The organism is Burkholderia sp. Bp9031, from assembly GCF_003857965.1.
Taxonomy (GTDB): domain Bacteria; phylum Pseudomonadota; class Gammaproteobacteria; order Burkholderiales; family Burkholderiaceae; genus Burkholderia; species Burkholderia ambifaria_A.
The window spans coordinates 59,551-83,212 of the sequence record NZ_QTPW01000022.1; the positions used below are offsets into that span (position 1 = coordinate 59,551).

General features: G+C 68.2%; 23 protein-coding genes and 1 riboswitch. Of the genes, 4 read left to right on the forward strand and 19 right to left on the reverse strand.

The features are described 5' to 3' along the window. Window positions 1-10 precede the first annotated feature (10 nt). From DIE15_RS24940 to DIE15_RS24950, 3 genes are all read right to left on the reverse strand, one after another. On the reverse strand, window positions 11-1,168 hold the full coding sequence (locus tag DIE15_RS24940; protein ID WP_124834607.1) for a cation diffusion facilitator family transporter: 1,158 nt from the start codon (window positions 1,166-1,168) through the stop codon (window positions 11-13). A gap of 238 nt (window positions 1,169-1,406) precedes the next feature. Further along, complete coding sequence (locus tag DIE15_RS24945; RefSeq protein ID WP_039324408.1) at window positions 1,407-1,700, reverse strand: H-NS family nucleoid-associated regulatory protein; 294 nt, start codon at window positions 1,698-1,700, stop codon at window positions 1,407-1,409. Between the two features lie 355 nt (window positions 1,701-2,055). Further along, complete coding sequence (locus DIE15_RS24950; protein ID WP_124834608.1) at window positions 2,056-2,715, reverse strand: HugZ family protein; 660 nt, start codon at window positions 2,713-2,715, stop codon at window positions 2,056-2,058. A gap of 39 nt (window positions 2,716-2,754) precedes the next feature. Here DIE15_RS24950 and DIE15_RS37140 point away from each other — a divergent pair, with 39 nt between their 5' ends. Continuing rightward, complete coding sequence (locus tag DIE15_RS37140) at window positions 2,755-2,922, forward strand: hypothetical protein (RefSeq protein WP_175826688.1); 168 nt, start codon at window positions 2,755-2,757, stop codon at window positions 2,920-2,922. A gap of 70 nt (window positions 2,923-2,992) precedes the next feature. Next, on the forward strand, window positions 2,993-4,207 hold the full coding sequence (locus tag DIE15_RS24955) for an MFS transporter (RefSeq protein WP_124834609.1): 1,215 nt from the start codon (window positions 2,993-2,995) through the stop codon (window positions 4,205-4,207). A gap of 97 nt (window positions 4,208-4,304) precedes the next feature. Here the strand turns inward: DIE15_RS24955 and DIE15_RS24960 are convergent, their stop codons facing one another. Both DIE15_RS24960 and DIE15_RS24965 read right to left on the reverse strand, forming a co-directional pair. Beyond that, window positions 4,305-5,447, reverse strand: coding sequence for a branched-chain amino acid ABC transporter substrate-binding protein (locus DIE15_RS24960; protein ID WP_057930021.1), 1,143 nt, complete (start codon window positions 5,445-5,447; stop codon window positions 4,305-4,307). 450 nt (window positions 5,448-5,897) lie between these two features. Next, on the reverse strand, window positions 5,898-6,977 hold the full coding sequence (locus DIE15_RS24965) for a nitronate monooxygenase family protein (RefSeq protein WP_124834610.1): 1,080 nt from the start codon (window positions 6,975-6,977) through the stop codon (window positions 5,898-5,900). Between the two features lie 268 nt (window positions 6,978-7,245). On the opposite strand from DIE15_RS24965, the gene DIE15_RS24970 reads away from it, so the two are divergent. Then, window positions 7,246-7,938 carry a dienelactone hydrolase family protein gene (locus DIE15_RS24970; protein ID WP_057930023.1) on the forward strand — a complete coding sequence of 231 codons (693 nt, stop codon included), beginning with the start codon at window positions 7,246-7,248 and terminating at the stop codon, window positions 7,936-7,938. Window positions 7,939-8,019: 81 nt separating this feature from the next. Beyond that, window positions 8,020-9,498: an amidase gene (locus tag DIE15_RS24975; protein ID WP_124834611.1), complete on the forward strand. Its 1,479-nt coding sequence runs from the start codon at window positions 8,020-8,022 to the stop codon at window positions 9,496-9,498. An 83-nt stretch (window positions 9,499-9,581) separates the two neighbouring features. Here DIE15_RS24975 and metF read toward each other — a convergent pair whose 3' ends face one another. From metF to cheY, 14 genes are all read right to left on the reverse strand, one after another. Beyond that, window positions 9,582-10,412, reverse strand: coding sequence for a methylenetetrahydrofolate reductase [NAD(P)H] (gene metF, locus DIE15_RS24980; protein ID WP_057930025.1), 831 nt, complete (start codon window positions 10,410-10,412; stop codon window positions 9,582-9,584). A 12-nt stretch (window positions 10,413-10,424) separates the two neighbouring features. Beyond that, window positions 10,425-10,778: a phage holin family protein gene (locus DIE15_RS24985; protein WP_006477367.1), complete on the reverse strand. Its 354-nt coding sequence runs from the start codon at window positions 10,776-10,778 to the stop codon at window positions 10,425-10,427. Window positions 10,779-10,942: 164 nt separating this feature from the next. After that, window positions 10,943-12,361 carry an adenosylhomocysteinase gene (gene ahcY / locus DIE15_RS24990; protein ID WP_057930026.1) on the reverse strand — a complete coding sequence of 473 codons (1,419 nt, stop codon included), beginning with the start codon at window positions 12,359-12,361 and terminating at the stop codon, window positions 10,943-10,945. A 34-nt stretch (window positions 12,362-12,395) separates the two neighbouring features. After that, window positions 12,396-12,511, reverse strand: a riboswitch (S-adenosyl-L-homocysteine riboswitch). A gap of 77 nt (window positions 12,512-12,588) precedes the next feature. After that, the gene (locus tag DIE15_RS24995) at window positions 12,589-13,323 is read right to left on the reverse strand and encodes an RNA polymerase sigma factor FliA (RefSeq protein WP_057930027.1); all 735 of its coding nucleotides are present in this window, start codon (window positions 13,321-13,323) and stop codon (window positions 12,589-12,591) included. Between the two features lie 18 nt (window positions 13,324-13,341). After that, complete coding sequence (locus DIE15_RS25000; RefSeq protein WP_124834612.1) at window positions 13,342-14,160, reverse strand: MinD/ParA family protein; 819 nt, start codon at window positions 14,158-14,160, stop codon at window positions 13,342-13,344. Continuing rightward, window positions 14,153-15,925, reverse strand: a complete 1,773-nt coding sequence (gene flhF, locus DIE15_RS25005; protein ID WP_124834613.1) for a flagellar biosynthesis protein FlhF — start codon at window positions 15,923-15,925, stop codon at window positions 14,153-14,155. Before flhF ends, DIE15_RS25000 begins: the two co-directional genes overlap by 8 nt. After that, a complete protein-coding gene (gene flhA, locus DIE15_RS25010) occupies window positions 15,922-18,024 on the reverse strand; it encodes a flagellar biosynthesis protein FlhA (protein ID WP_057930030.1) in 2,103 nt (700 codons plus the stop codon). The genes flhF and flhA overlap by 4 nt, the downstream gene beginning before the upstream one ends. Further along, entirely contained in the window at window positions 18,021-19,220 is a 1,200-nt protein-coding gene (gene flhB, locus DIE15_RS25015) for a flagellar biosynthesis protein FlhB (protein ID WP_124834614.1), read from the reverse strand. The genes flhA and flhB overlap by 4 nt, the downstream gene beginning before the upstream one ends. 282 nt (window positions 19,221-19,502) lie before the next feature. Next, window positions 19,503-19,748 (reverse strand): DUF805 domain-containing protein, encoded by a 246-nt coding sequence (locus DIE15_RS25020; RefSeq protein ID WP_244104938.1) that lies wholly within the window; start codon window positions 19,746-19,748, stop codon window positions 19,503-19,505. 35 nt (window positions 19,749-19,783) lie between these two features. Beyond that, on the reverse strand, window positions 19,784-20,281 hold the full coding sequence (locus DIE15_RS25025) for a VOC family protein (protein WP_124834616.1): 498 nt from the start codon (window positions 20,279-20,281) through the stop codon (window positions 19,784-19,786). A 165-nt stretch (window positions 20,282-20,446) separates the two neighbouring features. Next, window positions 20,447-21,697: a DUF3443 domain-containing protein gene (locus DIE15_RS25030; RefSeq protein WP_057930178.1), complete on the reverse strand. Its 1,251-nt coding sequence runs from the start codon at window positions 21,695-21,697 to the stop codon at window positions 20,447-20,449. Between the two features lie 16 nt (window positions 21,698-21,713). Further along, window positions 21,714-22,217 carry a DUF2844 domain-containing protein gene (locus DIE15_RS25035; protein WP_124834617.1) on the reverse strand — a complete coding sequence of 168 codons (504 nt, stop codon included), beginning with the start codon at window positions 22,215-22,217 and terminating at the stop codon, window positions 21,714-21,716. 255 nt (window positions 22,218-22,472) lie between these two features. After that, a complete protein-coding gene (cheZ, locus tag DIE15_RS25040; protein ID WP_057930176.1) occupies window positions 22,473-23,204 on the reverse strand; it encodes a protein phosphatase CheZ in 732 nt (243 codons plus the stop codon). A gap of 1 nt (window position 23,205) precedes the next feature. Further along, window positions 23,206-23,601, reverse strand: coding sequence for a chemotaxis response regulator CheY (gene cheY / locus DIE15_RS25045; protein WP_057930175.1), 396 nt, complete (start codon window positions 23,599-23,601; stop codon window positions 23,206-23,208). Between the last annotated feature and the right edge of the window lie 61 nt (window positions 23,602-23,662).

The following is a 23,662-nucleotide window of genomic DNA, read 5'->3' on the forward strand; positions in this document are numbered from 1 at the left end:
ACGGCGCCGCTCACGCCTGCGCAGGCAGCCCGCGCGTGAAGCCGATCCGGCGCGCACCGAACTGGCGCTTCAGCGTGTCGACATCGAGCCGGCCGGCCAGCGCCGCGTCGGTCTCGCCTGCGCCGGCGTCCAGCGTCACGTCGATCTCGAGCCCCGTGCTCAGGTAGTGCAGGTTGATCGCGGCCGGATGCAGCCCGCGCTGCGCGAGCGCGGCCTCGAGCCGCGCCGTGATCTCGTCGCGCGGCGGCAGCGCGAGCGCCGGACGGCGCGCCGCATCGTTCTCCGGATCGACATGGATCAGCGCGTCGAGCACGCGCGGATCGCTCAGCACGCGCGCACGCGCGGTTTCCGCGATGTAGTGCCCTTCGGACACGGAGATCATCGGATCGACGAGGATATGCGCGTCGACGAGCGCCGCATCGCCCATCTTGCGCGTGCGCAGGTCGTGCACGTCGCGCACGCCCGGCGTCGCCGCGAGCAGCGCGCGGATCTCGGCCGACGCGGTGGTGTCGAGTGCGCGATCCGACAGGTCCTGCAGGGCGTCATAGCCGAACGTCCAGCCCATCCGGGCGACCATGAAGCCGACGATCGCGGCGGCGATCGGGTCGAGCAGCCGCACGCCGGCGAGGCTGCCGACGATGCCGATCGCGACGACGAGCGACGACGCGGCGTCCGAGCGCGCATGCCATGCGTTCGCGACGAGCATCGCCGAGCGCACGCGCCGCGCCTCGCGCAGCATGTAGCGGAACAGCGCCTCTTTCGACACGAGCACGGTCAGCGCGACGATCAGCGCGGAAAAATGGACGGCCGGGATGTTCTCGAGGTTCACGAGACGGTTGCCGGCGCGCCAGAGCATGCCGATGCCGACCGCGATCAGGATCGCGCCGAGGAACAGCGACGCGACGGTCTCGTAACGGCTGTGTCCGTAATTGTGATCGGCATCCGGCGATGCACCACTATGCCGATTCGCAACCAGTACGACAAAATCCGAGATCAAATCGGAAATCGAATGGATGCCGTCGGCAATCAATGCCTGCGAATGCGCGACCACACCCACGACGATCTGAAACGTCGCGAGCACGACATTCAGCACGATACTGACGAAGGTGCTCTTGCGTGCGACCGCATGCTTATCCGCGCTTTGCGCGTCGCCAGAAAACGTGGACATGAAATACGAGATATCGGTTGGGATACGGAATTCTATCAAACGAACCCCGCGAGGCATTCCGATAACCTCAAATTTTCCATTTAAATCAATCGCTTATGCGAACGGGTCGCATTTTCATTCACGCGCCGTTTCTGACATTTTCATGACAACGCGCATAGGCATCGACGCCGGAATACGAAAAAGCCGCGCTCCTCGACGGATACGCGGCTCTTTTTGAAGCGACGACTTAAACAATCGTTTAAATCGCGAACTGTTCGCGGTTCTTGCCGGCGATCCAGCGCGGCGGCTTGCCGCGGCCCGACCACGTCGCGCCCGTTTCCGGATCGCGGTACTTGGCTGCCACGCCTGCGCGCGGGCGACCGACCTTGCCGGCTTTCGCGCGGCTGAGGCCGAGGTCGGCGAGCGAAAAGCCGTAGTCGGCAATTTTCTGCTTCACGTCATTCAGCACTTCGGCGTATTCGCGCGACTTCGCTTCTTCGATTTGCTTCTCCAGCTTCTCCCGCTGAGCCAGCAGGTCCTTGTAAGAAGACATAGTTTCCCTTTCTATATGACCAATGGCACCGGTCTGCAGCCGGCTCACCATTCATTGAGTATTGGTGCCTCGGATTTTCGAAGGCAGAGATTAGCACAAAAAAGATTTGATAGAAGCGCGATTCATGAAAATCCTGAGACCAATTGTAATTCACGCATGTCATTCCGACCGGCCACGGCCTTATCTCAAATTTTCATGCGCTTGCATAGAGATTAGGACATTACCGATCCGGTAATAGGCCTATCAGTCTACGCAATTACCCTGCATGCGGAAAAATCAAAGCTTTCATCAGGTGACAAGTTGGCATAAATCGTATGGCGCGATTCGCTAAACGGACAAAACGGCATCCGCGGCGTCACGTCACATCGCGCGCGCAGGCCATCAATCGCTCGCGCAACGCGCCGGCGTCGCCCGGCAGCGGGTCGAACGGCGTGCGCACGCGGCGGCCGTCGCAGCGCCAGTCGGCGCCGTGGCGGTCGACACCGAGCAGGTCGAGCCCGTCGCGGCGCGCGTCGCTCGAGTCGTACGCGTCCCACAACGCCCGTTCGTCGTCGAACCCGAGCGGCGGCAGCGTATCGAGCCCGGCGCCCTCCACCCAGCCCATTCGGCCGAACCCGCCGATATAGCGCAGCCGCTCGATGTCGAGCGCCCAGAAAGTGAAATCGCCGAGCGCGAGATAGCGCGCCGCGTCGGGTTCGTAGCGCGTGTAGCGCGCGACGACGTGCGGATCGTCGCCGAGCGGCACGAAGCGGCCGAGCAGCGTCGCGCGCTCGGCGTTCAGCACGTCGCCGTCGGGCGCGTCGACGACGAGGAAGCCCGCGCGCGGATCGGCCGCGAGGTTGCGCGTGTGTTCGGCGAGGCCGCTCACGAGAATCACGGGCCGATGATTCGCATCGGGTGCAAACGGCACGACCGTCGGATAAGGAAAACCTTGCGGCTCGCGCGCGTGGGTCGCGAGCGTGCCGAGCGCGCAGCGATGCAGCAGGTGCAGGGCAAGGGCGGGATCGATGTTCACGGTGACTCCTGCGGTCGGAAGGCCTGGGCGGCGGCAAGGATGGCGAAGGCGCCCGGCACGGGCAAGCTTCGGGCACGCCGCCTGCGCTTCGATGTTACCTGTGGCGGCGTCCCGCCGGGCATCGGCCGGATGGCGGACGCGACCCGCGCGAACGGCGTCGCGGCGATCGCGATCGGCCGGACGGCCAGCGCGCCGGCAAGTCCGTAAGCGGTTCGATAGAATCGGACGAATCCGACGGGCGCGACGCGCCCGCGCATCGTCCATTCAAGAGCGTTCCGTGTCCGAATCCTCCTCCCGATCCTCGTCCAACTTCACCGCACCGCCCGACGCGCACCGCGTGCTGGCTTTGCCGGTTCGCCAGCGCGCACGCACGGCCACGATGGCGCTGTTCTTCGTCGCCGGCATGATGTACGCGTCGTGGGGCGTGCATGTGCCGACCGTGCGCGACAAGTTCGCGTTGAGCCCCGGGCTGCTGTCGATCGCGCTGTTCGCGGTCGCGGGCGGCTCGATCGCCGCGATGCTGACGATCGCGCGCTGGATCGCGCGCGTCGGCTCGCGCACCGCATGCCTCGCGGGCGGGCTCGTGATGTCCGCGTGCGCGGCGCTGATCCTCGTCGTGCCCGACTACTGGATGCTGCTCGTCGTGCTCGCGCTGTTCGGCTTCTCGATGGCCACGCTCGACGTCGCGATGAACGCCGAGGCGAGCGCGGTCGAGATCGCGCTCGGCAAGCCGATCATGTCGTCGCTGCACGGGATGTTCAGCATCGGCGGGATGTCGGGGGCGGCGATCGGCGGCGCGCTGCTGTCCGCCGGCATGGCACCGGCCGTGCATCTCGCGCTCGCAGCCGCCATCAACGCGGCGGTGCTGCTGGCCGCGAGCCCGGCCGTGCTGCCGCACGTCCCGCATCACGAACACGCGCACGGCGGCGGCAACCGCTGGCGCTCGCCCGCGCTGTGGATGCTCGGCGGCATCGCGCTGATCGCGCTGATCGCCGAAGGCGCGATGTACGACTGGGCGACGGTCTACATGCGCGACGTCGTCGCGGCGAGCCCCGCGCTCGCGAGCGCCGCGTATGCGGCATTCTCCGGCGGGATGGCGATCGCGCGTTTCGCGGGCGACGCCGTGCGCGCGCGGTTCGGCGCGCCGCAGCTCGTGTTTGCGAGCGCGTCGCTCGCGTGCGCCGGGATGGTCGGTGCGCTGCTGTTGCCGAATCCGATCGCCGTGCTGACAGGCTTCACGCTGATGGGCCTCGGCCTCGCGAACATGATGCCCGTGCTGTTCGCCGCCGCCGCGCGCGTGAAAGGCATCCATGCGGCCGAAGGTCTCGCGCACGTGGCCGGGCTCGCGTATTTCGGGCTGCTGTTCGGTCCGGTCGTGATCGGCGCGGTCGCGCAAACCGCGAACCTGACGGTCGGCCTGTCGGTCGTCGCGCTGTGCGCGGCGCTCGTCGCGGCCGTCGCGCCGAAGGTGCTTGCGCACCTGAAGATCTGACCCGCGGCGCCCCCCGCCTGCCGCGGGCCACCAAAAAGAAAGCGCGCCCGCGTTGCCGCAGGCGCGCTTTCACCCCTTCTGTCGGCCGCTTGTCGGCTTACATCTTCACTTCGTCGAGCAGCGTCTTCTTGCCGCTCTTGTAGTTGTACAGCGAGATCACGCCGTGCTGCAGGTCGCCCTTCGAATCAAAGGTCGTCTTGCCGATCACGCCCGTGTAGTTCGTCGCCGGCATTGCCGCGAGGATCTTCGCCGGATCCGTCGAGTTCGAGCGCTTCATCGCGTCGACGATGATGTACACGGCGTCATACGTGAACGGTGCGTAGATCTGGATCGGCTGGCCGAAGCGCTTCTCGTACTTCGCCTTGAACGCGGCACCGCCCGGCATCTTCTCGAGCGAAGCACCCGCTTCCGAGCACACGACGTTGTCGGTCGCGTCGCCGGCCAGGTCGGCCAGCTTCTCCGTGCACACGCCGTCGCCCGCGAAGATCTTCGCGCGCAGGCCGAGCTGCTTCGCCTGCTTCGCGAACGGGCCGCCGGTGGCGTCCATGCCGCCGTACATGATCGCGTCGGGATTCTCGCCCTTGATCTTGGTCAGAATCGCGCGGAAGTCGACCGCCTTGTCGTTGGTCGCGTCGTGCGACATCACCTTCAGGCCGAGCGCCTTCGCCTTCTTCTCGAACTCGTTCGCGAGACCCTGGCCGTAGGCAGTCGAATCGTCGACCACCGCAACGCTCTTGATGCCCTTCGAGTGCGCGTAGTTCGCGAGTGCCGGGCCCTGCTGCGCATCGGTCGCCACCACGCGATACGTGGTCTTGAAGCCTTGCTGCGTGTAAGCCGGGTTGGTCGCCGACGGCGAGATCTGCACGATGCCCGCATCGCTGTAGATCTTCGAGGCCGGGATCGACGTGCCCGAGTTCAGGTGGCCGACCACCGCGACGACCTTGTCGTCGACGAGCTTCTGCGCAACCTGCGTGGCCTGGCGCGGGTCGGCCGCGTCATCCTGCGCATCGAGTTGCAGCGTGATTTTCTGGCCGCCGATCGTGAGACCCTTGGCGTTGATCTCCTCGACTGCGAGACGTGCACCGTTTTCGTTGTCCTTGCCCAGGTGTGCAATGCCGCCCGTCAACGGCGCGACGTGGCCGATCTTGACGACTTGATCGGCGGCTGCGTTGCCCGCAGCTGCAGCACACAGCATCGCAGCTGCGGTGATCGGCAACAGCTTTTGCATCTTGATATTCATGTAAGTCTCCAGTTTCGGTCCCAATAAACGCCATCGCCCGGTGCCCCGCTGCCATCCCTGTGTTTGCAATCACTGGACGATTCGCCGGTTGCATCGTTCATGCACTTGGCCTCAAGCACGTGGAAACAGCCGCTTTTAGCAGCCGCCCGCCCGTACTTGCGCGCAAGTGTAGGTGATCAAATTAATTTGTGGGACTTTTTTGGGGTAGTGGTAACACTACCGATATGGCCGCTTTGGAATGACTACTCGAATATCGCTGCAAGCCCCGCCAGATAAGGGTTTCCGCTAATTCCGGACAACCTCGCCGAAAGGTTGATTTAAAGCATTCCCGCGTCATTTCGATTCGGTATTTTGTGCGCGGCATCGTTGAATGAAACGCGCGTGACAACACGCGCGTTTCTGGCGCGAGACGCGCGCCGGCATGAATCCATCATGCGGCTGTCGAGCCGTTCATGCGGTTATCGCGCGCCATTCGGCGTCGAGCGCGTCGACGAGTTGCGACGTCGTCAGCCCGGCGTCGCGCCGCCGCGCGAGCGGCGCGCCCTGCCCGGCCCACAGCGACAGATAGTCGCCGTCGTTCGCGCGCGCGGCGGCCTGGCGCAGCGGCTGCGTCAGCGCGTTCTGCACCGGATACGGCGCGGCATCGGCCACGCGTTCGCCGAGCCGCGCCATCAGCATGTTGCGCAGTCCGCGCGCATGGCGCCCGGTGATCGCGCGCGTGACCTGCGTCGACGTGTCGGCGCTCGCGAGCAGCCGCGCCTTCCAGTCCGCCGCGATCGCGCTTTCCGCACAGGCGAGGAATGCGGTGCCGAGTTGCGCGCCCTGCGCGCCGAGCGCGAGCGCGGCGGCGATCCCGCGGCCGTCCATGATGCCGCCCGCGGCGAGCACCGGCAGGCCGGTTGCATCGACGAGCTGCGGCACCAGCGCGAGCGTGCCGATCAGCGCATCGTCGGCCGAGCCGATGAAGGTGCCGCGATGGCCGCCTGCTTCGGCGCCCTGCGCGGACAGCGCGTCGGCGCCGGCCGCCTGCCACGCGCGCCCTTCGGCGACGTGTGTGGCGGTGCCGATCACGTAGGTGCCGGCCGCCTTCAACCGCGCGACGTCGGCCGCGTCGAGCACGCCGAACGTGAAGCTCGCGACCGGCACGCGCAGCGCGACGAGCGCATCGAGCTGCGCGCGGAAGTCGGGCGCGTAGCGCGCGGGCGCGGTGCCGGGCGGCAGCCCGAGCGTCGCGTTCAGCGGATCGATCGCGGCGAGCGCGCGCGCGACGGTCGCCGCGTCGGGCGCGGTCTCGGGCAACACGAACAGGTTCACGGCGAACGGCCGCGCGGTCGCTGCACGAATCGCGGCGACTTCGGTCGCGAGACGGTCCGGCTCGAACGCGCCTGCGCCGAGGCTGCCGAGCGCGCCGGCATTGGACGCGGCCGCAACCATCCCGGCCGTGGTCGCGCCGACCATCGGCGCCTGCACGAGCGGCAGGCGCAGGCCGAAGCGTTCGGAAAACGGGGTGGAAAATGCACGGGCGGACATGGCAGATCCTTCGATGACGATGTGCGAAAGCGCTTTGTAAAGGCCGACACGTCGACTCTATCGAAGCGGTGCACCGCCGAAAAATGAATAATCGAGATCGAAACGATCGCTGCGCGAGAAGCAGGTGCGGGACGCGGGCTCGACAAGCGCACACCCGGCAGGCGCGCCGCTTGCGCGCACTGCAGTGTCACAGGATTGGTGGCACACTAGGCCGCCCCTTTTCACCCGCGGTGCGCGTGTCGCGCGCCCGTTCGCCAGGAGTTCAAACGTGACTGCCCAATGGATCGACATCCCGACCGGTAACGACAGCTTCGGCGGCTATCTCGCGCTGCCCAAGCGCGGCAAGGGCCCTGCCGTCATCATCATCCAGGAGATCTTCGGCGTGAACTCGCACATCCGCGCAGTCGCCGATCAGTACGCGGCCGACGGCTTCGTCGCGCTCGCACCGGACGTGTTCTGGCGCACGCAGCCGCGCGTCGAGCTGACCTACGAAGGCGCCGATCGCGACAAAGGCATCGAACTGATGAAGAAGACCGACGTCGGCCTCGCGGTCGCGGACATCGGCGCGGCGGCCGACGCGCTGCGCGCCCGCCCGGAAGTCGCCGGCAAGATCGCCGCGATCGGCTACTGCTTCGGCGGCCAGCTCGCGTACCGCGCGGCCGCGGCCGGCAACGTCGATGCGGCGGTCGCCTATTACGGCGGCGGCATCCAGAATGCGCTCGACCTCGCCGGCAAGGTCACGCAGCCGATTCTGTTCCACTACGCGGAGAACGACCACGGCATCCCGCTCGACGCCGTCGAGCAGGTGAAGGCCGCGTTCGCGGGCCGCCACAACGCGTCGTTCCACCTGTACCCGGGCGCGGAGCACGGCTTCAACTGCACGGACCGCGCGTCTTACAACCAGCGCGCGTCGGCCCTCGCGCACGGCCGCACGCTGACGTTCCTCGCCGAGCACCTGTAAAGGCAGCCGGTGGCGGGCCCGGTGCGCCGGGCCCGCGTTATCCTCCTTTCATCGCCACAGGTCACAACGGGGGTGACAGCGATGCACTCGGACTATCTCGCGCATGACGCGATCGGCCTCGCCGCACTCGTGCGCGAGCGCAAGACGAGCCCGCGCGAACTGCTCGACGCCGCGATCGGCCAGGCCGAAGCGGTGAACGGCGCGGTCAACGCGATCGTGCTGCAGGACTACGACGCCGCACGCAAGCGCGCGGCGTCGGCCGTCGACACCGGCACCGACGCGCCGTTCGCCGGCGTCCCGTATCTGGTCAAGGATCTCGGCGCGGCGGTCGCCGGGCTGCCGCTGTCGATGGGCAGCCGCCACTACCGTTACTTCGTGCCCGCCGACGATTCGCCGCTGATCGCGCGCAGCCGCGCGGCGGGGCTCAACGTGTTCGGCAAGACCAACACGTCGGAAATCGGCCAGATGCCGTACACCGAGCCCGAACTGTTCGGCGCGTGCCGCAATCCGTGGAACCTCGATCACACGCCCGGCGGCTCGAGCGGCGGCGCGGCCGCGGCCGTCGCGGCCGGCATCGTGCCGCTTGCGCATGCGTCGGACGGCGGCGGCTCGATCCGGATCCCGGCGTCGTGCTGCGGGCTGTTCGGCTTCAAGCCGAGCCGCAACCCCGTGCTGGTCGACCTGCCGTCGAACGGCGAGCTGGTCGTCCAGCACGCGGTTTCGCGCAGCGTGCGCGACAGCGCGCTGCTGCTCGACGTGACGACCGGCCAGACGCTGCCGCCCGGCGCACCGGGCACCTTTCTGGGCGAGCTGGACACGCCGCCCGGCCCGCTGCGCATCGGCCTCGTCGTCGACCCGATGCTCGCGCCGGCGCTCGCGGACGACACGCGCGCGGCGCTCGACGACGCGGCCGCGCTCGTCGAATCGCTCGGCCACCACGTCGAACCGGCGACGCTGCACATCGACTATGCGCGCGCGGCCGAAACCTTTCTCACGCTGTGGGCGACGATCGCCGAGGAGATGGTGCTCGGCGCGCGCGCGCTGACCGGGCGCGCGCCGAAACGCGCCGAGTTCGAACCGGCGACGTGGGCGATGGCCGTGGTCGGCCGGCGCGTCGCCCGCGCGCGCCTGCCGGACGTGCTCGAATGGCAGCGCCAGCTGACCGTGCAGGTCGCGGGCCTCGTGTCGCGCTACGACGCGATTCTGTGCGCGACCCTCGCGGGGCCGCCGGTCAAGATCGGCGAGCTGCAGCCGACGCCGTTCGAAGCCGCGCAGATGAAGCTGCTCGGCGCGCTGCCGGTGAAGCCGCTGCTGCGGGAAATGCTCGCGAAGGCCTCGGAGAAGGCATTCGCGTGGGCCGGCTGCACCGAGCTGTTCAACCTGACGGGCCAGCCGGCGATGTCGGTGCCGCTCTACTGGAACGCACGCGGGCTGCCGCTCGGCGTGCAGTTCGTCGCGCGCCACGCCGACGATGCATTGCTGCTGAAACTCGCGCGCCAGCTCGAACAGGCGCGGCCGTGGTTCGATCGGCGCCCGCCGCTGATGCAGGCGCAACGCTGACGCATGCGCCATCGGCCGCCGCGATAAAAAAGCCCCGCCGGTTTTGCCGGCGGGGCTTTTCGCATGCAACCGCGTGATGACGCTTACATGGAGAGCCGTTCGCAGATAGTGCGCGTCGCGGACGCCGCGTTCAGCGTATAGAAGTGCAGCCCCGGCACGCCCGCATCGATCAGGCGCTGGCACAGGCTCGTGACGACGTCCGCGCCGAACGCACGGATCGCGTCGCGATCGTCGCCGAAGCTCTCGAGCCGGCGCGCGACCCAGCGCGGCACTTCCGCGCCGCACATCTCCGAGAAGCGCATCAGCTGCGAGAAGTTCGTGATCGGCATGATGCCCGGCACGATCGGCACGTCCACACCCAGCTTGCGCACATCGTCGACGAAGCGGAAATACGCGTCGGCGTTGAAGAAGTACTGCGTGATCGCGGAATTCGCGCCGGCCTTCACCTTGCGCGCGAAGTTCTCGAGATCGGCCTTCGGCGAGCGCGATTGCGGGTGGTACTCCGGGTAGCCGGCGACTTCGATGTGGAACCAGTCGCCATGCTCGGCGCGGATGAAGCTGACGAGCTCGGACGCGTAGCGCAGCTCGCCCACCTCGCCCATCCCCGACGGCAGGTCGCCGCGCAGCGCGACGATGTGCCGGATGCCGTGCGAGCGGTACTGGTCGAGGATCGCACGCAGGTTGTCGCGCGACGAACCGATGCACGACAGGTGAGGCGCGGCTTCGAGGCCGTCCTTCTGCATGTCGAGCACGGTATCGAGCGTGCCCTGCTGGGTCGAGCCGCCGGCGCCGAACGTACAGGAGACGAATTTCGGCTTCAGCGGCAGCAGCTGCGCACGCGTGGCGCGCAGCTTCTCGACGCCTTCCGCCGTTTTCGGCGGGAAGAATTCAAACGAGAGTTCGATCGGTTTCATGATTCGATAAAGTCAGCCGATGTCGCGCTGCCCGAAGATCAGCGCGGACAGCAGCCACGACACGATGCTGTACAGGATCGAGCCGAAGAACGCGGACCAGAATCCCGACACCTCGAAGCCCTTCAGCAGCGACGACGCGAACCAGAAGCACAGCGCGTTCACGACGAGGATGAACACCCCGAGCGTGACGATCGTGACGGGCAGCGTCAGCAGGATCAGCACCGGCCTGATCACCGTGTTGATCAGGCCGAGCACGACCGCGATGATCAGCGCGGTGCCGAAGCTCTTGATGTGGATCGACGGCACGAGGTACGTGATGATCAGCAGCGCGAGGGCGTTGATGACCCAGGTGAGGATGACACTCATGGAGGGCTCCGGTTCGGTTGTCGATCTGGTCGGTCAGTGGCCGCCGCCGGCCGCCGCGCGTGCCCGGGGGCGCAGCGCGGCGGGCCGGCGATCCGGCGCCGTGCCGCCGCCGCGCCGCGTGCCCCGCAGCGGGGCGCGCACGGCACGGCCGCGGCCTCGGCGCATCAGTAGCGGTAGTGGTTCGGCTTGAACGGGCCGTCCTTCTGCACGCCGATGTACGACGCCTGCTCGTCCGACAGCACGGACAGGTTCGCGCCGATGCGCGCGAGGTGCAGGCGCGCGACCTTTTCATCGAGATGCTTCGGCAGCACGTACACCTTGTTCTCGTACTCGCCGCCGCGCACGAACAGCTCGATCTGCGCGAGCGTCTGGTTCGCGAACGAGTTCGACATCACGAACGACGGGTGGCCGGTCGCGCAGCCGAGGTTCACGAGGCGGCCTTCAGCCAGCAGGATCACGCGCTTGCCGTCCGGGAAGATGATGTGGTCGACCTGCGGCTTGATGTTTTCCCACTGGTACTGGCGGGTCGACGCGACGTCGATTTCCGAGTCGAAGTGACCGATGTTGCAGACGATCGCGTTGTGGCGCATCGCCTTCATGTGATCGTGGTTGATCACGTGGTAGTTGCCGGTCGCCGTCACGAAGATGTCGGCCTTGTCGGCCGCGTATTCCATCGTCACGACGCGGTAGCCTTCCATCGCCGCCTGCAGCGCGCAGATCGGATCGATTTCGGTGACCCACACGGTCGCGCCCAGGCCGCGCAGCGATTGGGCGCAGCCCTTGCCCACGTCGCCGTAGCCCGCGACGACCGCGACCTTGCCCGCGATCATCACGTCGGTCGCGCGCTTGATGCCGTCGACGAGCGACTCGCGGCAGCCGTACAGGTTGTCGAACTTCGACTTCGTGACCGAATCGTTCACGTTGAACGCCGGGAACGGCAGGCGGCCGTCCTTTTCCATCTGGTACAGGCGGTGCACGCCGGTCGTGGTTTCTTCGGTCACGCCCTTGATGTGCGCGAGGCGCGTCGAGTACCAGGTCGGGTCGGCGTCGAGGTGCGTCGCGATCGACTTGTACAGCGCGACTTCTTCCTCGTTGGTCGGCTTCGCGATCACCGAACGGTCCTTCTCGGCCTTCGAGCCGAGGATCAGCAGCAGCGTTGCGTCGCCGCCGTCGTCCAGGATCATGTTCGCGAATTCGCCGTTCGGCCATTCGAAGATGCGGTGCGAGAACTCCCAGTATTCGTCGAGCGACTCGCCCTTGAACGCGAACACCGGCGTGCCGGCTTCGACGATCGCGGCGGCGGCGTGGTCCTGCGTCGAGAAGATGTTGCACGACGCCCAGCGGACATCGGCGCCGAGCGCCTTCAGCGTCTCGATCAGCACGCCGGTCTGGATCGTCATGTGCAGCGAACCCGCGATGCGCGCGCCCTTCAGCGGCTGCTGCGCCTTGTATTCGTCGCGGATCTGCACGAGGCCCGGCATTTCGGTCTCGGCGATGTTCAGTTCCTTGCGGCCCCAGCCGGCAAGTGCCATGTCGGCGACGATGTAATCCTTGGAAGCTTGCGAATCGATAATGGCGTTCATCACGCCCTCCTTTCTAAAAAAGTTCTAGAAATTGGTGACGTGAGCGCCGTTCAGGAAGCGGGGCCGGCGCGAATCTCGCCGCACGGCTGCTTGGTGAAGCTCTCCGAGCCTGGCGAACGCAGAAGGTCCGTCGCAACGCTCCTCGGAAAACGGGAGGGATTGTAGCAAATCGGCGCGGGAAATGCGCGCCGCGCGCCGCGTCGGGGCGCGTGGGCACAATGAAAGGGTCAGTTCTCCGCCCCGACCCACGCCTGTTCGCGCAGCCGCGCGCGCAGGCGCGCGACGGCCTGGCTGTGCAGCTGGCACACGCGCGATTCGCTCACTTCGAGCACCGCGCCGATCTCGCGCAGATTCAGCCCGCGCTCGTAGTACAGCGACATCAGCAGCTTCTCGCGCTCGGGCAGCCGCTCGATCGCGTCGACGAGCGCCTCGCGCAGGTGTTCGTCGAGCAGCGCCGACAGCGGATCGGCGTGATCGACGCGATAGCGGTCGAGGAACGGCTCGTCGTCGGCCGCGCGGTCGAAATCCTCGTAGTAGATGAGCTGGCTGCCGTGCAGGTCCTGCAGCATCCCCTGGTACTCGTCGAGCGGCATCTTCAGGTGCTGCGCGATCTCGGTCTCGCTCGCCGAGCGGCCGAGCTGCTGCTCGACCTGGTGCACCGCGTGCTCGACCTCGCGCGACGTCTTGCGCAGGCTGCGCGGCAGCCAGTCGTTGCTGCGCAGCTCGTCGAGCATCGCGCCGCGGATGCGCTGGGTCGCGTAGGTCTCGAACTGCGCGCCCTGGTCTTCCTTGTAGCGGCCGGCCGCGTCCATCAGGCCGATCATGCCGGCCTGGATCAGGTCGTCGAGGTCGACGCTCGCCGGCATCTTCGCGACGAGCTGCAGGCCCAGGCGCCGCACGAGCGGCGCGTATTGCGCGAGCACGTCGGCCTGGGTCATCTTTCCTTGAGCGTTGTACATCATGGCTCTCTCCTTCCGGTCTCACGCGGCGTGGGCCGCACCCGCCTCGTACGACGGCTTGCCGCCCGCATGCACGGCGCGCCCCGCGCCCGAGCCCGGGCGCATCGGCCAGTACAGCAGGTCGGCGGCAATCTGCCGGTAATCGCGCGCGGCGGCCGACGACGGGAACGCGTCGACCACGGTATGCATCAGGTCGCGTGCATGCTCGACGAGCGGATCGGCGCTCACGCAGCCGGCATCGGCGATCGACACCGTCAGGTAGCGGCTCGCGACGCCTGCGAGATTGTCGAATGCGGTCCTGGCGTCGGTGTGGCTGCCGACGTGGTTGGTCAGCAAGCGGAACTGCGCGACCGCATGCGCGAAATGCAGGCGCTTCATGCATGCATACGCCTCGGTGATCGCCTGCGCGGCGACCCGCGTGACGATCAGCACGTCGTGCGCCTCGCGCGCGAGTGCGGAGAGCGTGCCGTCCGCGCCGAGCTGTGCGTCGACCAGCACGATGTCCGCCTGGCCGTCGATGAAGTCGCTCAGTTGCGCGTCGCTGTAGCCGTCGCGCGCGAGCCGCGCGGCCGCGCACAGGCCGAACCCGGCGGCAACACGCGTGCGTTCGCCGTCGCGCAGCCATGCGCCCGCGAGCGTCGCCACGCCCGAATGGACGTTGGCACGCTCGTCGACGACGAGCACGTCCTTGCCGAGCGCGGTCAGCGCGGCCGCGACGTTCACGACGGTGGACGTGCAGCCGACGCCCGCCGGGCCGCCCGTCACCGCGACGATGCGCGACGCGCGCCCGGCCAGCAGGCGTCGCAGCCCTTCGGCCTGGTCGATGATCCGTTTATCCAAATCGCACCTCGTGCAGCTCGGCGGTGGAACGTGCGGCCAGTGCGGACAGCAGCGTCGGCATGTCTTCGTCCTGGGGCACGAAGGGCGAGCCGTCGCGCGGTACGCAGAACGCGCTCTTCAGCAGGAATTTGGTCGACGCGACGTACAGGTTCTCCGGCACCTTCTGGCCGGTCGACACGTAGTGGACGGGCAGCTTGTAGCGGATCACCGTGTCGAGCACGCCGCCGAGGTGGGTCGCCTCGTCGAGCTTGGTGAGGATGCAGCCGGCGAGGTCCGGATGCTCGCCCGCGCTGCGGTACGCCTGCACGACTTCGTTGAGCGTGTCGCCGTGGCTCGTCGCGTTGAGCAGCAGCAGGCGCTGCACCGGCGCGTTCGCGCCGTGCAGCATCGCGATCTGGTCGGACAGCGCGCGGTCGCGCTGGCTCATGCCGATCGTGTCGATCAGCACGATGTGCTTGTTGCGCAACTCGGACAGCGCGAGCTCGAGGTCGCCCGCATCCTTCACCGCGTGCACCGGCACGCCGAGAATCTTGCCGAAGATGCGCAGCTGCTCGTGGCCGCCGATCCGGTAGCTGTCGGTGGTCAGCAGCGCGACCTTGCTCGCGCCGAAGCGCATCACGCAGCGCGCGGCAAGCTTCGCGGTGGTGGTCGTCTTGCCGACCCCGGTCGGCCCCATCAGCGCGAACACGCCGCCGCGCTCCATCAGCGCGTCCTCGCTCTCGAGCACCGGCAGGTTCGCCGCGAGCACCGACTGCGCCCATTCGGCGGCCTGGTCGAAGGTTTGCGTGCTGTCGCCGGACGGCAGGTTGTCGACCAGCATGCGCACCAGTTGCGCGGAGAAGCCGGCCGAGAACAGGTGCTTGGTCAGCGCGCCGTGCACCGGGCTGCGGCGCTGGCGGTCGTGCCACATCAGGCTGTCGAACTGCTCCTGCATCATCCCGCGCATCGCGCCGAGCTCGTGCATCACCGTGTCGTTGACGATGCTCTCGATGCGCGCCTTCAGCGCGTCGGCCACCGCAGCGGCCGCCTCGGCGGACAGGCCCGCGCGCTCGGCCGGCTTCGCGGCACTGGTTTCGCTCGCGCGGGTGGCGGCGGCGGCGGCGGCGGACGGCATCCGGCGTTCGGCGTCGCGCACGATGTCGCGCGCCCAGCCGGCCGGCGTCGCGGACGCGGCGTCCTGCTGCGTGCGGACCGGCGCCTGCGGTGCGGCCTGCGCCGCCTGCGCGCGGGCGATCAGCGCTTCGCGCTGCTGCGTCAGGCGCTTCGCATGCTCGACGAGCCACGGTGCGGGTTCGGACGATGCGGCCGGCGTGCCTGCCGCCGCTGCGCCGGCAGCGGGCGCCGCCGACGACGGCGATGCGGGCTCCGTTGCGTGCGCGTCGGCATCGAAGGCGGCCGGTTCTGCAGCCGGTTCCATCGCTTCGGCGCTCGCGCCGAACACCGACGAGAACACGTCCGGCAGCCCGCCGTCGCCTGCCGCATACGGATTGGCGGCCGGGCGCGCGCGTGCGGCGCCGGGGCGCGGCACGATGCCCGGCACAGCGGCGGCCGGCACGGATTCCGGTGCGCGCGGCGCAAGCGTGCGTGCCCGCGCGACGGCCTGCGGCGTGACCGCGGCGAGATCCGAGTCGGCGAGTGCGACGATTTCGACGCTGCCGTCATCGAGCGTGCGGTTCGACAGCACGACGGCGTCGGCGCCCAGTGCCTCTCGCACGAGGCGAAGCGCGTCGCGGCTGGTCGCGCCGGTGAATTTGCGAATGTTCAAGCGGAACCCCCGATGACGTTAACGACTTTGATCGTGCGCGTGTCCGGCACTTCGGCATACGACAGCACTTTCAGTTGCGGCAGGCTGCGGCGCAGGAAGCGCGCGAGCATCGCGCGCAGCGCGTGCTGCACCAGCAGCACGGGCGGCAGCCCGAGATTCTGTTGACGCAGCATCGCCTGTTGCGTGCCGGTCAGAAGGTTGTGCGCGAGGCCGGGCTCGAGGCCCGGGTTCGCGCCAGTGGCGAGCGCCTGCGACAGCACGCGCTCGAGATTCGAATCGATGCCCATCACCTGCATCTCGCCCGAGCCCGGATACCACTGCTGGGTGATCGCGCGGCCGAGCGACAGCCGCACCGCGGCGGTGATCTCATACGCGTCGCCGCGGCCGGCGTGTTCGGACACGGCCTCGAGGATCGTGCGCATGTCGCGGATCGGCACGCCTTCCTCGAGCAGGTTCTGCAGCACTTTCTGCAGCGTCGTCAGCGAGATCGTCTTCGGCACGAGGTCCTCGACGAGCGACGGCGCGTCCTTGCCGGTGCGCTCGACGAGCGCCTGCACTTCCTGGCGGCCGAGCAGCTCGGCCGCGTGCTGGACGACCAGATGATTCAGGTGCGTCGCGACGACCGTGCTCGCGTCGACCACCGTGTAGCCGTACACCTGCGCCTGTTCGCGCATCGCGACGTCGATCCACACGGCCGGCAGCCCGAACGCCGGATCCTGCGTCGCGGCGCCCGGCAGCGCGGCCGTCACCTGGCCCGGGTTGATCGCGAGCCACTGGCCCGGGAACACTTCGCCCGTGCCAATCTCGACGCCCTTCAGCGCGATCCGGTACGCGTTCGGCCGCAGTTCGAGGTTGTCGCGGATATGGATCACCGGAGGCAGGAAGCCGATTTCCTGCGCGAATTTCTTGCGGATGCTCTTGATGCGCTTGAGCAGCTCGCCGTCGCTGTTCTTGTCGACGAGCGGAATCAGCCGGTAGCCGACTTCCAGGCCGAGCGGGTCGATCAGCTGCACGTCGTCCCAGGTCGCCTCGTGGCTGTCGGACGGCAGCACGGCGGGCGGTGCGATGTCGGTCACGTCGCCGGCCGCCTTGCGGGCCGCCGCGCGCCTGGTCTGCGTGCGGGCCAGCCAGATCGCGCCGCCGCCGAGCGCGAGGAACGCGAAGTGCGGCATCCCGGGAATCAGCCCCATCAGCACGATGATCGCACCGGTGATGGTCAGCACGCGCGGGTTCGTGAACAGCTGGCCGGTGATCTGCGTGCCGATGTCCTCGTCGGTCGCGACGCGCGACACGATCACGCCGGCCGCCGTCGAGATCACGAGCGACGGGATCTGCGCGACGAGGCCGTCGCCGATCGTCAGCAGCGTGTAGTTGGTGCCGGCCGCGACGAACGTCATGTCGTGCTGGACCATCCCGACGATCAGCCCGCCGATCACGTTGATCGCCATGATGATCAGGCCGGCGATCGCGTCGCCGCGCACGAACTTCGACGCGCCGTCCATCGACCCGTAGAACTCGGCTTCCTGCGACACGGCCTGGCGGCGCTTGCGCGCCTGCTCCTCGTTGATGAGGCCCGCGTTCAGGTCGGCGTCGATCGCCATCTGCTTGCCGGGCATCGCGTCGAGCGTGAAGCGCGCGGACACTTCGGCGATCCGCCCCGCGCCCTTCGTGATCACCATGAAGTTGATGATCATCAGGATCACGAACACGACGATGCCGACCGCGAAGTTGCCGCCGACGAGGAAGTGGCCGAACGCCTCGATCACCTGGCCGGCCGCGTCGGGGCCGGTGTGGCCCTCGAGCAGCACGACGCGCGTCGACGCGACGTTCAGCGACAGGCGCAACAGCGTCGAGAACAGCAGCACGCTCGGGAACGCCGCGAAGTCGAGCGGCTTCATCGTGTACATGCTGACGAGCAGCACCATCACCGACAGCGCGATGTTGAACGTGAACAGCAGATCCAGCAGCAGCGGCGGCAGCGGCAGGATCATCATCCCCAGGATCATGCAGATGAGGATCGGGCCCGCGAGCGCGCGCAGGTTGGTGCCCGCGAACGGGTTCGGGCGTTTGGCGAACAGGCCGGTGGTCGGGGTGCTCATACTGCGTTCCCTTGCTTGCCGAGCGTGTCTTCGGCTTCTTCACGCGCGTCGCCGGCCGATACCGACGCCCCCTTGTCGAGTTCCGCCGGCACGTCGAGCTCGACCGGCGCGGCCGGGAACGCGCCGCCTTCCGAGCGGAAGCGCCGCAGCTGGTAGACCCACGCGAGCACCTCGGCGACGGCCGAGTACAGCGAGCCGGGAATCTCGCGTTCGAGTTCGACGTTGTGATACAGCGCACGCGCGAGCGGCGGCGCCTCGAGCAGCGGCACGTTGTGTTCGGCCGCGAGCTCGCGGATGCGCGCGGCGACGAGGTTCACGCCCTTCGCGACGACCTTCGGCGCGCGCATCTCGCCGTCCGTGTACTGCAAGGCGACGGCGAAGTGCGTCGGGTTCGTGACGACCACGTCGGCCTTCGGCACGGCGGCCATCATCCGGCGCCGCGCGATCGCGCGCTGCTGCTGGCGGATGCGGCCCTTCACGTGCGGATCGCCTTCGTTCTCGCGATGCTCGCGCTTCACTTCTTCCTTCGTCATGCGCAACTTCTTGTTGTACTGCCAGAGTTGGTAAGGCACGTCGAGCGCGGCGACCACCAGCATCCCGGCGACCGTCGTGCCGCAGCACACGGCGACCAGGTGCATCGCATCGGCGAGCGCCGAGCCGAGCGGCTGGGTCGCGAGACCGAGCAGCTCGTCCTTGCTGCGCCAGATCGCGATCCCGCCGATCCCGCCGACGACGAGCGTCTTCGCGAGCGACATCCCGAGCTGGATCGGCCCCTGGATCGAGAAGATCCGGCCGAGACCCGAGATCGGGTTCAGGCGGTCGAACTTCAGCTCGAAGGTCTTCTGCGAGATCAGCCAGCCGCCGAGCGCCATCGGCGCGAGCAGCGCGGCCAGGCCGGTGAGCGCGAGGATCGGCAGCAGCGCGGCGAAACCTTCCAGGCTCGCGCTGCCGGCCGCCGACAGCATCCGGTGCGTATCGAACGCGGTGGCGCGATCGAACGTGAACGCGCCACGCAGCATCGTCTTCAGGTGAGCGCCCGACGGACCCGCGAGCAGCCACGCACCGTAGAACCCGGCCGCGAGCAGCGCGAACGAAGCCAGCTCGCGCGAACGCGCGACCTGCCCCTCCTCGCGCGCCTTCTCGCGGCGCCTGGGAGTGGCGGCTTCGGTTCTGTCGAGATCGCTCTCGTCTGCCACGGGGCCTCCAGTCGGGTACGGCGGGATGCCGCTTTCCAGTGACACCGATTATTCATGCGCACGTCAAACGCCGATCGGTCGAGCAAAGCCGGGAAAGGGGGGTATTTCGGGGAATCGGGGAAGGCGGTACGGCGGGGGGCGGCAGGCAGGGGAGGCTGTGAACAACGCGTCCGCGGGCAGGTGGGGAGAAGCAGATGACGGGGGAAGCGGGGAATCGAAGCAGCCGTGAAGCGATCATCGGATCGCCCCGACGCGCCGGCCGCGCGTCGGGGCGGGCGGCGCTCAGATTGCCGGAGTCTGATCCAAGCCGTAGCGGTTCGGGCCGTCGGTACCGCGCGCGCACATCCACACGAGCAGCAGGATTCCGCCGACGATTGGAATGAACGCGATCGGCAGGAACCAGCCGGAGCAGCCCTTATCGTGCAGGCGGCGAACAGTGACCGCGAGGCCCGGCGGCACCCGCGCGAGCGACACGACCAGTGCGACGATCGCCAGCAGCAGGAAAATCGCGCCGGGCGTCGCGCGCATACATCGCAAGCCGCGCATCCCGGCCGGCCTCTGCGCTAGCCGGCCGCCGCCTGCTGCAGCGCATCGAGATCCAGCTTCTTCATCTTCATCACCTGCGCCATCACGCGCTCGGCGCGTGCCGGGTCGCCCGCCATCAGTTCGGGCATCTGCACGGGCACCACCTGCCACGACACGCCGAAGCGGTCGCGCAGCCAGCCGCACTGCTGCGCGCGCTCGTCGCCGCCTTCGGCGAGCGCCGCCCAGTAGCGGTCGATCTCGCGCTGGTCGCGGCAGTTGACGACGAACGACACGGCCGGCGTGAGCGGAAACGCCGGGCCGCCGTTCAGCGCGAGAAACGCCTGCCCGTCCAGTTCGAACGACACCGTCATCACCGTGCCCTCGGCCCGCCCGGACGCCTGCGCGCCCGACTTGCCGTAGCGGGCGACGTGCAGGATGCGCGCGTCGTCGAACACCGACACGTAGAAGCTGGCGGCCGCCTCGGCGTCCTGGTCGAACCACAGAAACGGCGTGATGCGTTGGATTCGCTGGCTCATGGCGCTGTCTCCTCGATGTCGTGCCGGCACCGGTGCCGGCCTTATATCGTAGGCGCTGTATCGGCACGGTGCGGCCGCCCGGAACGTAGTCTGCCCGCCGCCCGGCCGAAGGCGAAAAAAGGGGGCGATCGCTCGCCCCCTCTTGCTGCCGCCGTTCGTGCGCGGTCAGAACGCGACGTAAGGCTGCGCGCCGCCGCTCGCGGTCTTGTCCATCCCGAAGTAGATCGTCTTGCCGTAGAAATGCGGCAGACCGAGATCGAGCCAGCCGGCCGTGCCGAACGGGCCGGCGATGTCGTTGAACGCGAACGTCGACGCGTTCGCGAACAGCGTGTCGGCGTTCGCGACGGGCATCGACACGCCGCCCGACGTACCGTTCTGACCGGTCAGCGTCGCCGTGTAGGTGGTCGTCGACGACGGGCAGTAGAACTGCGTGTTGGTCGAGCAGATCTTCTGCGACGAATCGTTGAAGAAGTACGCGTTCGAGCCCGTATCGAAGAACGCGGTCACGCTGCCGCCGAGGAAGGTCGCGCTCACGTCGCCCGTCGTCGTCGACGTCAGCACCGTCGACGCCCCGAGCGCGTTGTTGCTCTGCGTACCGATCCCGAACGTCAGCAGGCCCGTCGCGCTGCCCTGCCCGCTGCTCGAGATGTTCGGCATCTGCACGATCACGCCGTTGTTGTCGGTCGCGAAGCGATGGACCGGGTTGGCCACCTGCTGCGAGATCGGCACCAGCGTGACTGCACAGCTCGAATTGCCGTTCGGGCACGCGTAGTAGTTGTTGTTCGTCGCCGACGTCGACGTCGCGCAGGTCGTGCCGCAATCGAACGGCGCCGGCCCGATGCCGAGGATGCCGTTCGCGCCGAGGTCGCTCGCCGTGTTGGCCGACATGCCGCCGTTCGTGCACGAGCTCGGCACGTTGGACGTGCCGAGGTCACCGATGATCTGAACCGGCAGCGAACTCGCCTGCTCGGTGCCGATCGACAGGTCGACGGTACGCACCGTGCCCCACGTGTAGCTCGACACGAACTTCCCGCATTCGGCGACCGGCGCGCCGCCGCTCGTCACCTTCGGCAGGTTGTTCAGCACGCCCGACACGGCGCTGCCGACCAGCCGCAGCCCGTACGACGCGGTGTCGACGAGCACGTTGCTGACCACCTGGCAGTTCGACGTGCCCGGCGCGCAGATCTTCACGTTGACGGTCGGGATGTTGATCACGCGCGCGACGCCGGTGCCGACCGTGATCACGGCCGTGTTCGCGGTATTGCCGTCCGATACGCTGGAGCCGCCGCCATTGCCGCCGCCGCTACCACCACCGCCGCCGTCGCCGCCGCCGCCACATGCCGTTACGAGCATGGCCGTGGCAGCCGCCAGGCTCAGCAGGCCGAGCCAGTGCTTGAAGGTACGAGGAATTCTCAAGATCGCTCTCCCGCTGTCACTGGATGTCGGGGCCGGACAGGCCGGCCGGCAGCGCCGCCGGCAGCCACGCCTGGCCCGCGAAGGCGCCCATGTGGCCGCCCGTACGGATCACCAGACCGCTCGTATCGACGGACACGGGCGCGCGCCAGCCGCGCGCCGCGTGCGCGGCCTGGACGCCGGCGGTGTACTGCGGGAAATAGCTGCCGAGCAGCGACGCCAGGTCCGGCATGCTCGGCCCGCGCCAGGCGAGACCGAACACGGTGCCCGCGGCGCTCGTGTATTCGTGGATGACGGTGCCCGATCCGAGTGTGATCTCGCGGACGGTGTAGGCGGCCGTGCTCGCCTGCGCACCGTCGGCCGAGCGCATCGCGCGCTGCATCGCGCGCACGGTGGCGGCGTGATCGTCCGCCGGTGGCGACATCGGCGCGCCGCCCAGTTCGGCGTGTGCGTGGACGGTCCACAGCACACCCATTGCCGCCATCGCGCGCGCGGCGGCCCAGCCCAAGCGTTTCAGCTTCACGTTCCCCCCCAAGGGACTGGCTTCGTTGCCCGCCGCCGCTGTCAGGCTCGGCCTCGCAGGTCAACAAATGAAAGTCTCAAGAATGACGCTTCGTTGCTGCTGACGCGTAGTATGCCTGCGGAGTGTGTCCGAGTGTCAAATCGTCGCGGCATGACGTGCGGCGACGCCCGCTCACGGCGGGTGGGGGAAACCGGCGACGACCATACGCACCGGGCCGCTCCGCGGCACGGAGCGGCCCGGTGCGATGTGTCGGGGTCAGAAGCCGAGACTCGCGAGCAGGTCGTCGACCTGCGCCTGGTCCTGCACGACGTCGGACTTGCCTTCCGGCGCGACCTGCGGACCGTTCAGCAGCGACTCCGGGCTGCCGGTCGTGCTGACCTGCTCGGCCGCGAGCGCGGCGGCGGTCGCCGCGAACTGCTCGCGCCGCTCGGGCGCGATGTTCTCGACGAGCACGGTGAGCAGCTGCTGCTCGATCAGGTAGACCATGTCCATGATCTTCTTGATCACCTGCCCGGTCAGATCCTGGAAATCCTGCGCGAGCATGATCTCGAGCAGCTGCGCGCCGGTCGCGGACGTCGCTTCGGGCAGCGTATGCAGGAACGTGCGCGTGTCGTCCATCAGTTCGCGCACTTCCGCGTGCTCGATCGGCGCCGCGTACCACTGCGCCCAGCGCGCATCGAGCGCCTCGGCCTCGTTCTGGATGCGCTCCTGCACGGGCTTGGCGATCTCGATCGCGTTCAGCACGCGCTCGGCCGCCTGCTCGGTCATCGTCGCGACGTAGCGCAGCCGGTCGCGTGCATCGGGCACGGCCTCCGCCGCGCGCTCGACGTGCTTGTCGAGCCCGAGCTCGCGCATCGAATCGCGCAGCGTGCGCGTGACGTGGCCGATGCGCGCGAGGATCCGGTCGCTCGCGTAATCGGCGCCTTCGGCGTGGCCGTCGGCATTGATCGCCGCGCCGGCGAGCGCCGCATGGATCGGCTCGTTCACGTCAGCTCCCGGCCTTGACCATCTTGTCGATGATCTTGTTCAGCTTCTCGTCGAGCGTCGCGGCCGTGAACGGCTTCACGACGTAGCCGCTCGCACCCGCCTGCGCGGCCGCGATGATGTTCTCCTTCTTCGACTCGGCCGTGACCATCAGCACCGGCAGGTGCGTGAGCGTCGCGTCCGCGCGGATTTCCTTCAGCATCGCGAGGCCGTCGAGGTTCGGCATGTTCCAGTCGGAGATCACGAAGTCGAAGCTGCCGCCGCGCAGCCGCGCGAGGCCTGCCGCGCCGTCCTCGGCTTCGTCGACGTTCGTGTAGCCCAGTTCCTTGAGCAGGTTGCGGACGATCCGGCGCATCGTCGGGAAATCGTCCACCACCAGGATTTTCATGCTCTTGTCCATCGTCGTTCCTTTGCAGATTCGTTACCGTCGGCGCGCGCAGCATCGCACGTGCCCCATGACA

What these genes read in the sequence shown, in the direction of transcription:
- DIE15_RS24940 (WP_124834607.1), bottom strand. Translation starts at nt 1,168, where the DNA reads ATGTCCACGTTTTCTGGCGACGCGCAAAGCGCGGATAAGCATGCGGTC.
- DIE15_RS24945 (WP_039324408.1), bottom strand. Translation starts at nt 1,700, where the DNA reads ATGTCTTCTTACAAGGACCTGCTGGCTCAGCGGGAGAAGCTGGAGAAG.
- DIE15_RS37140 (WP_175826688.1), top strand. Translation starts at nt 2,755, where the DNA reads ATGGCGAAGGCGCCCGGCACGGGCAAGCTTCGGGCACGCCGCCTGCGC.
- DIE15_RS24960 (WP_057930021.1), bottom strand. Translation starts at nt 5,447, where the DNA reads ATGAATATCAAGATGCAAAAGCTGTTGCCGATCACCGCAGCTGCGATG.
- DIE15_RS24965 (WP_124834610.1), bottom strand. Translation starts at nt 6,977, where the DNA reads ATGTCCGCCCGTGCATTTTCCACCCCGTTTTCCGAACGCTTCGGCCTG.
- DIE15_RS24975 (WP_124834611.1), top strand. Translation starts at nt 8,020, where the DNA reads ATGCACTCGGACTATCTCGCGCATGACGCGATCGGCCTCGCCGCACTC.
- metF (WP_057930025.1), bottom strand. Translation starts at nt 10,412, where the DNA reads ATGAAACCGATCGAACTCTCGTTTGAATTCTTCCCGCCGAAAACGGCG.
- DIE15_RS24985 (WP_006477367.1), bottom strand. Translation starts at nt 10,778, where the DNA reads ATGAGTGTCATCCTCACCTGGGTCATCAACGCCCTCGCGCTGCTGATC.
- ahcY (WP_057930026.1), bottom strand. Translation starts at nt 12,361, where the DNA reads ATGAACGCCATTATCGATTCGCAAGCTTCCAAGGATTACATCGTCGCC.
- DIE15_RS24995 (WP_057930027.1), bottom strand. Translation starts at nt 13,323, where the DNA reads ATGATGTACAACGCTCAAGGAAAGATGACCCAGGCCGACGTGCTCGCG.
- flhA (WP_057930030.1), bottom strand. Translation starts at nt 18,024, where the DNA reads ATGAGCACCCCGACCACCGGCCTGTTCGCCAAACGCCCGAACCCGTTC.
- DIE15_RS25020 (WP_244104938.1), bottom strand. Translation starts at nt 19,748, where the DNA reads ATGCGCGCGACGCCCGGCGCGATTTTCCTGCTGCTGGCGATCGTCGCA.
- DIE15_RS25025 (WP_124834616.1), bottom strand. Translation starts at nt 20,281, where the DNA reads ATGAGCCAGCGAATCCAACGCATCACGCCGTTTCTGTGGTTCGACCAG.
- cheY (WP_057930175.1), bottom strand. Translation starts at nt 23,601, where the DNA reads ATGGACAAGAGCATGAAAATCCTGGTGGTGGACGATTTCCCGACGATG.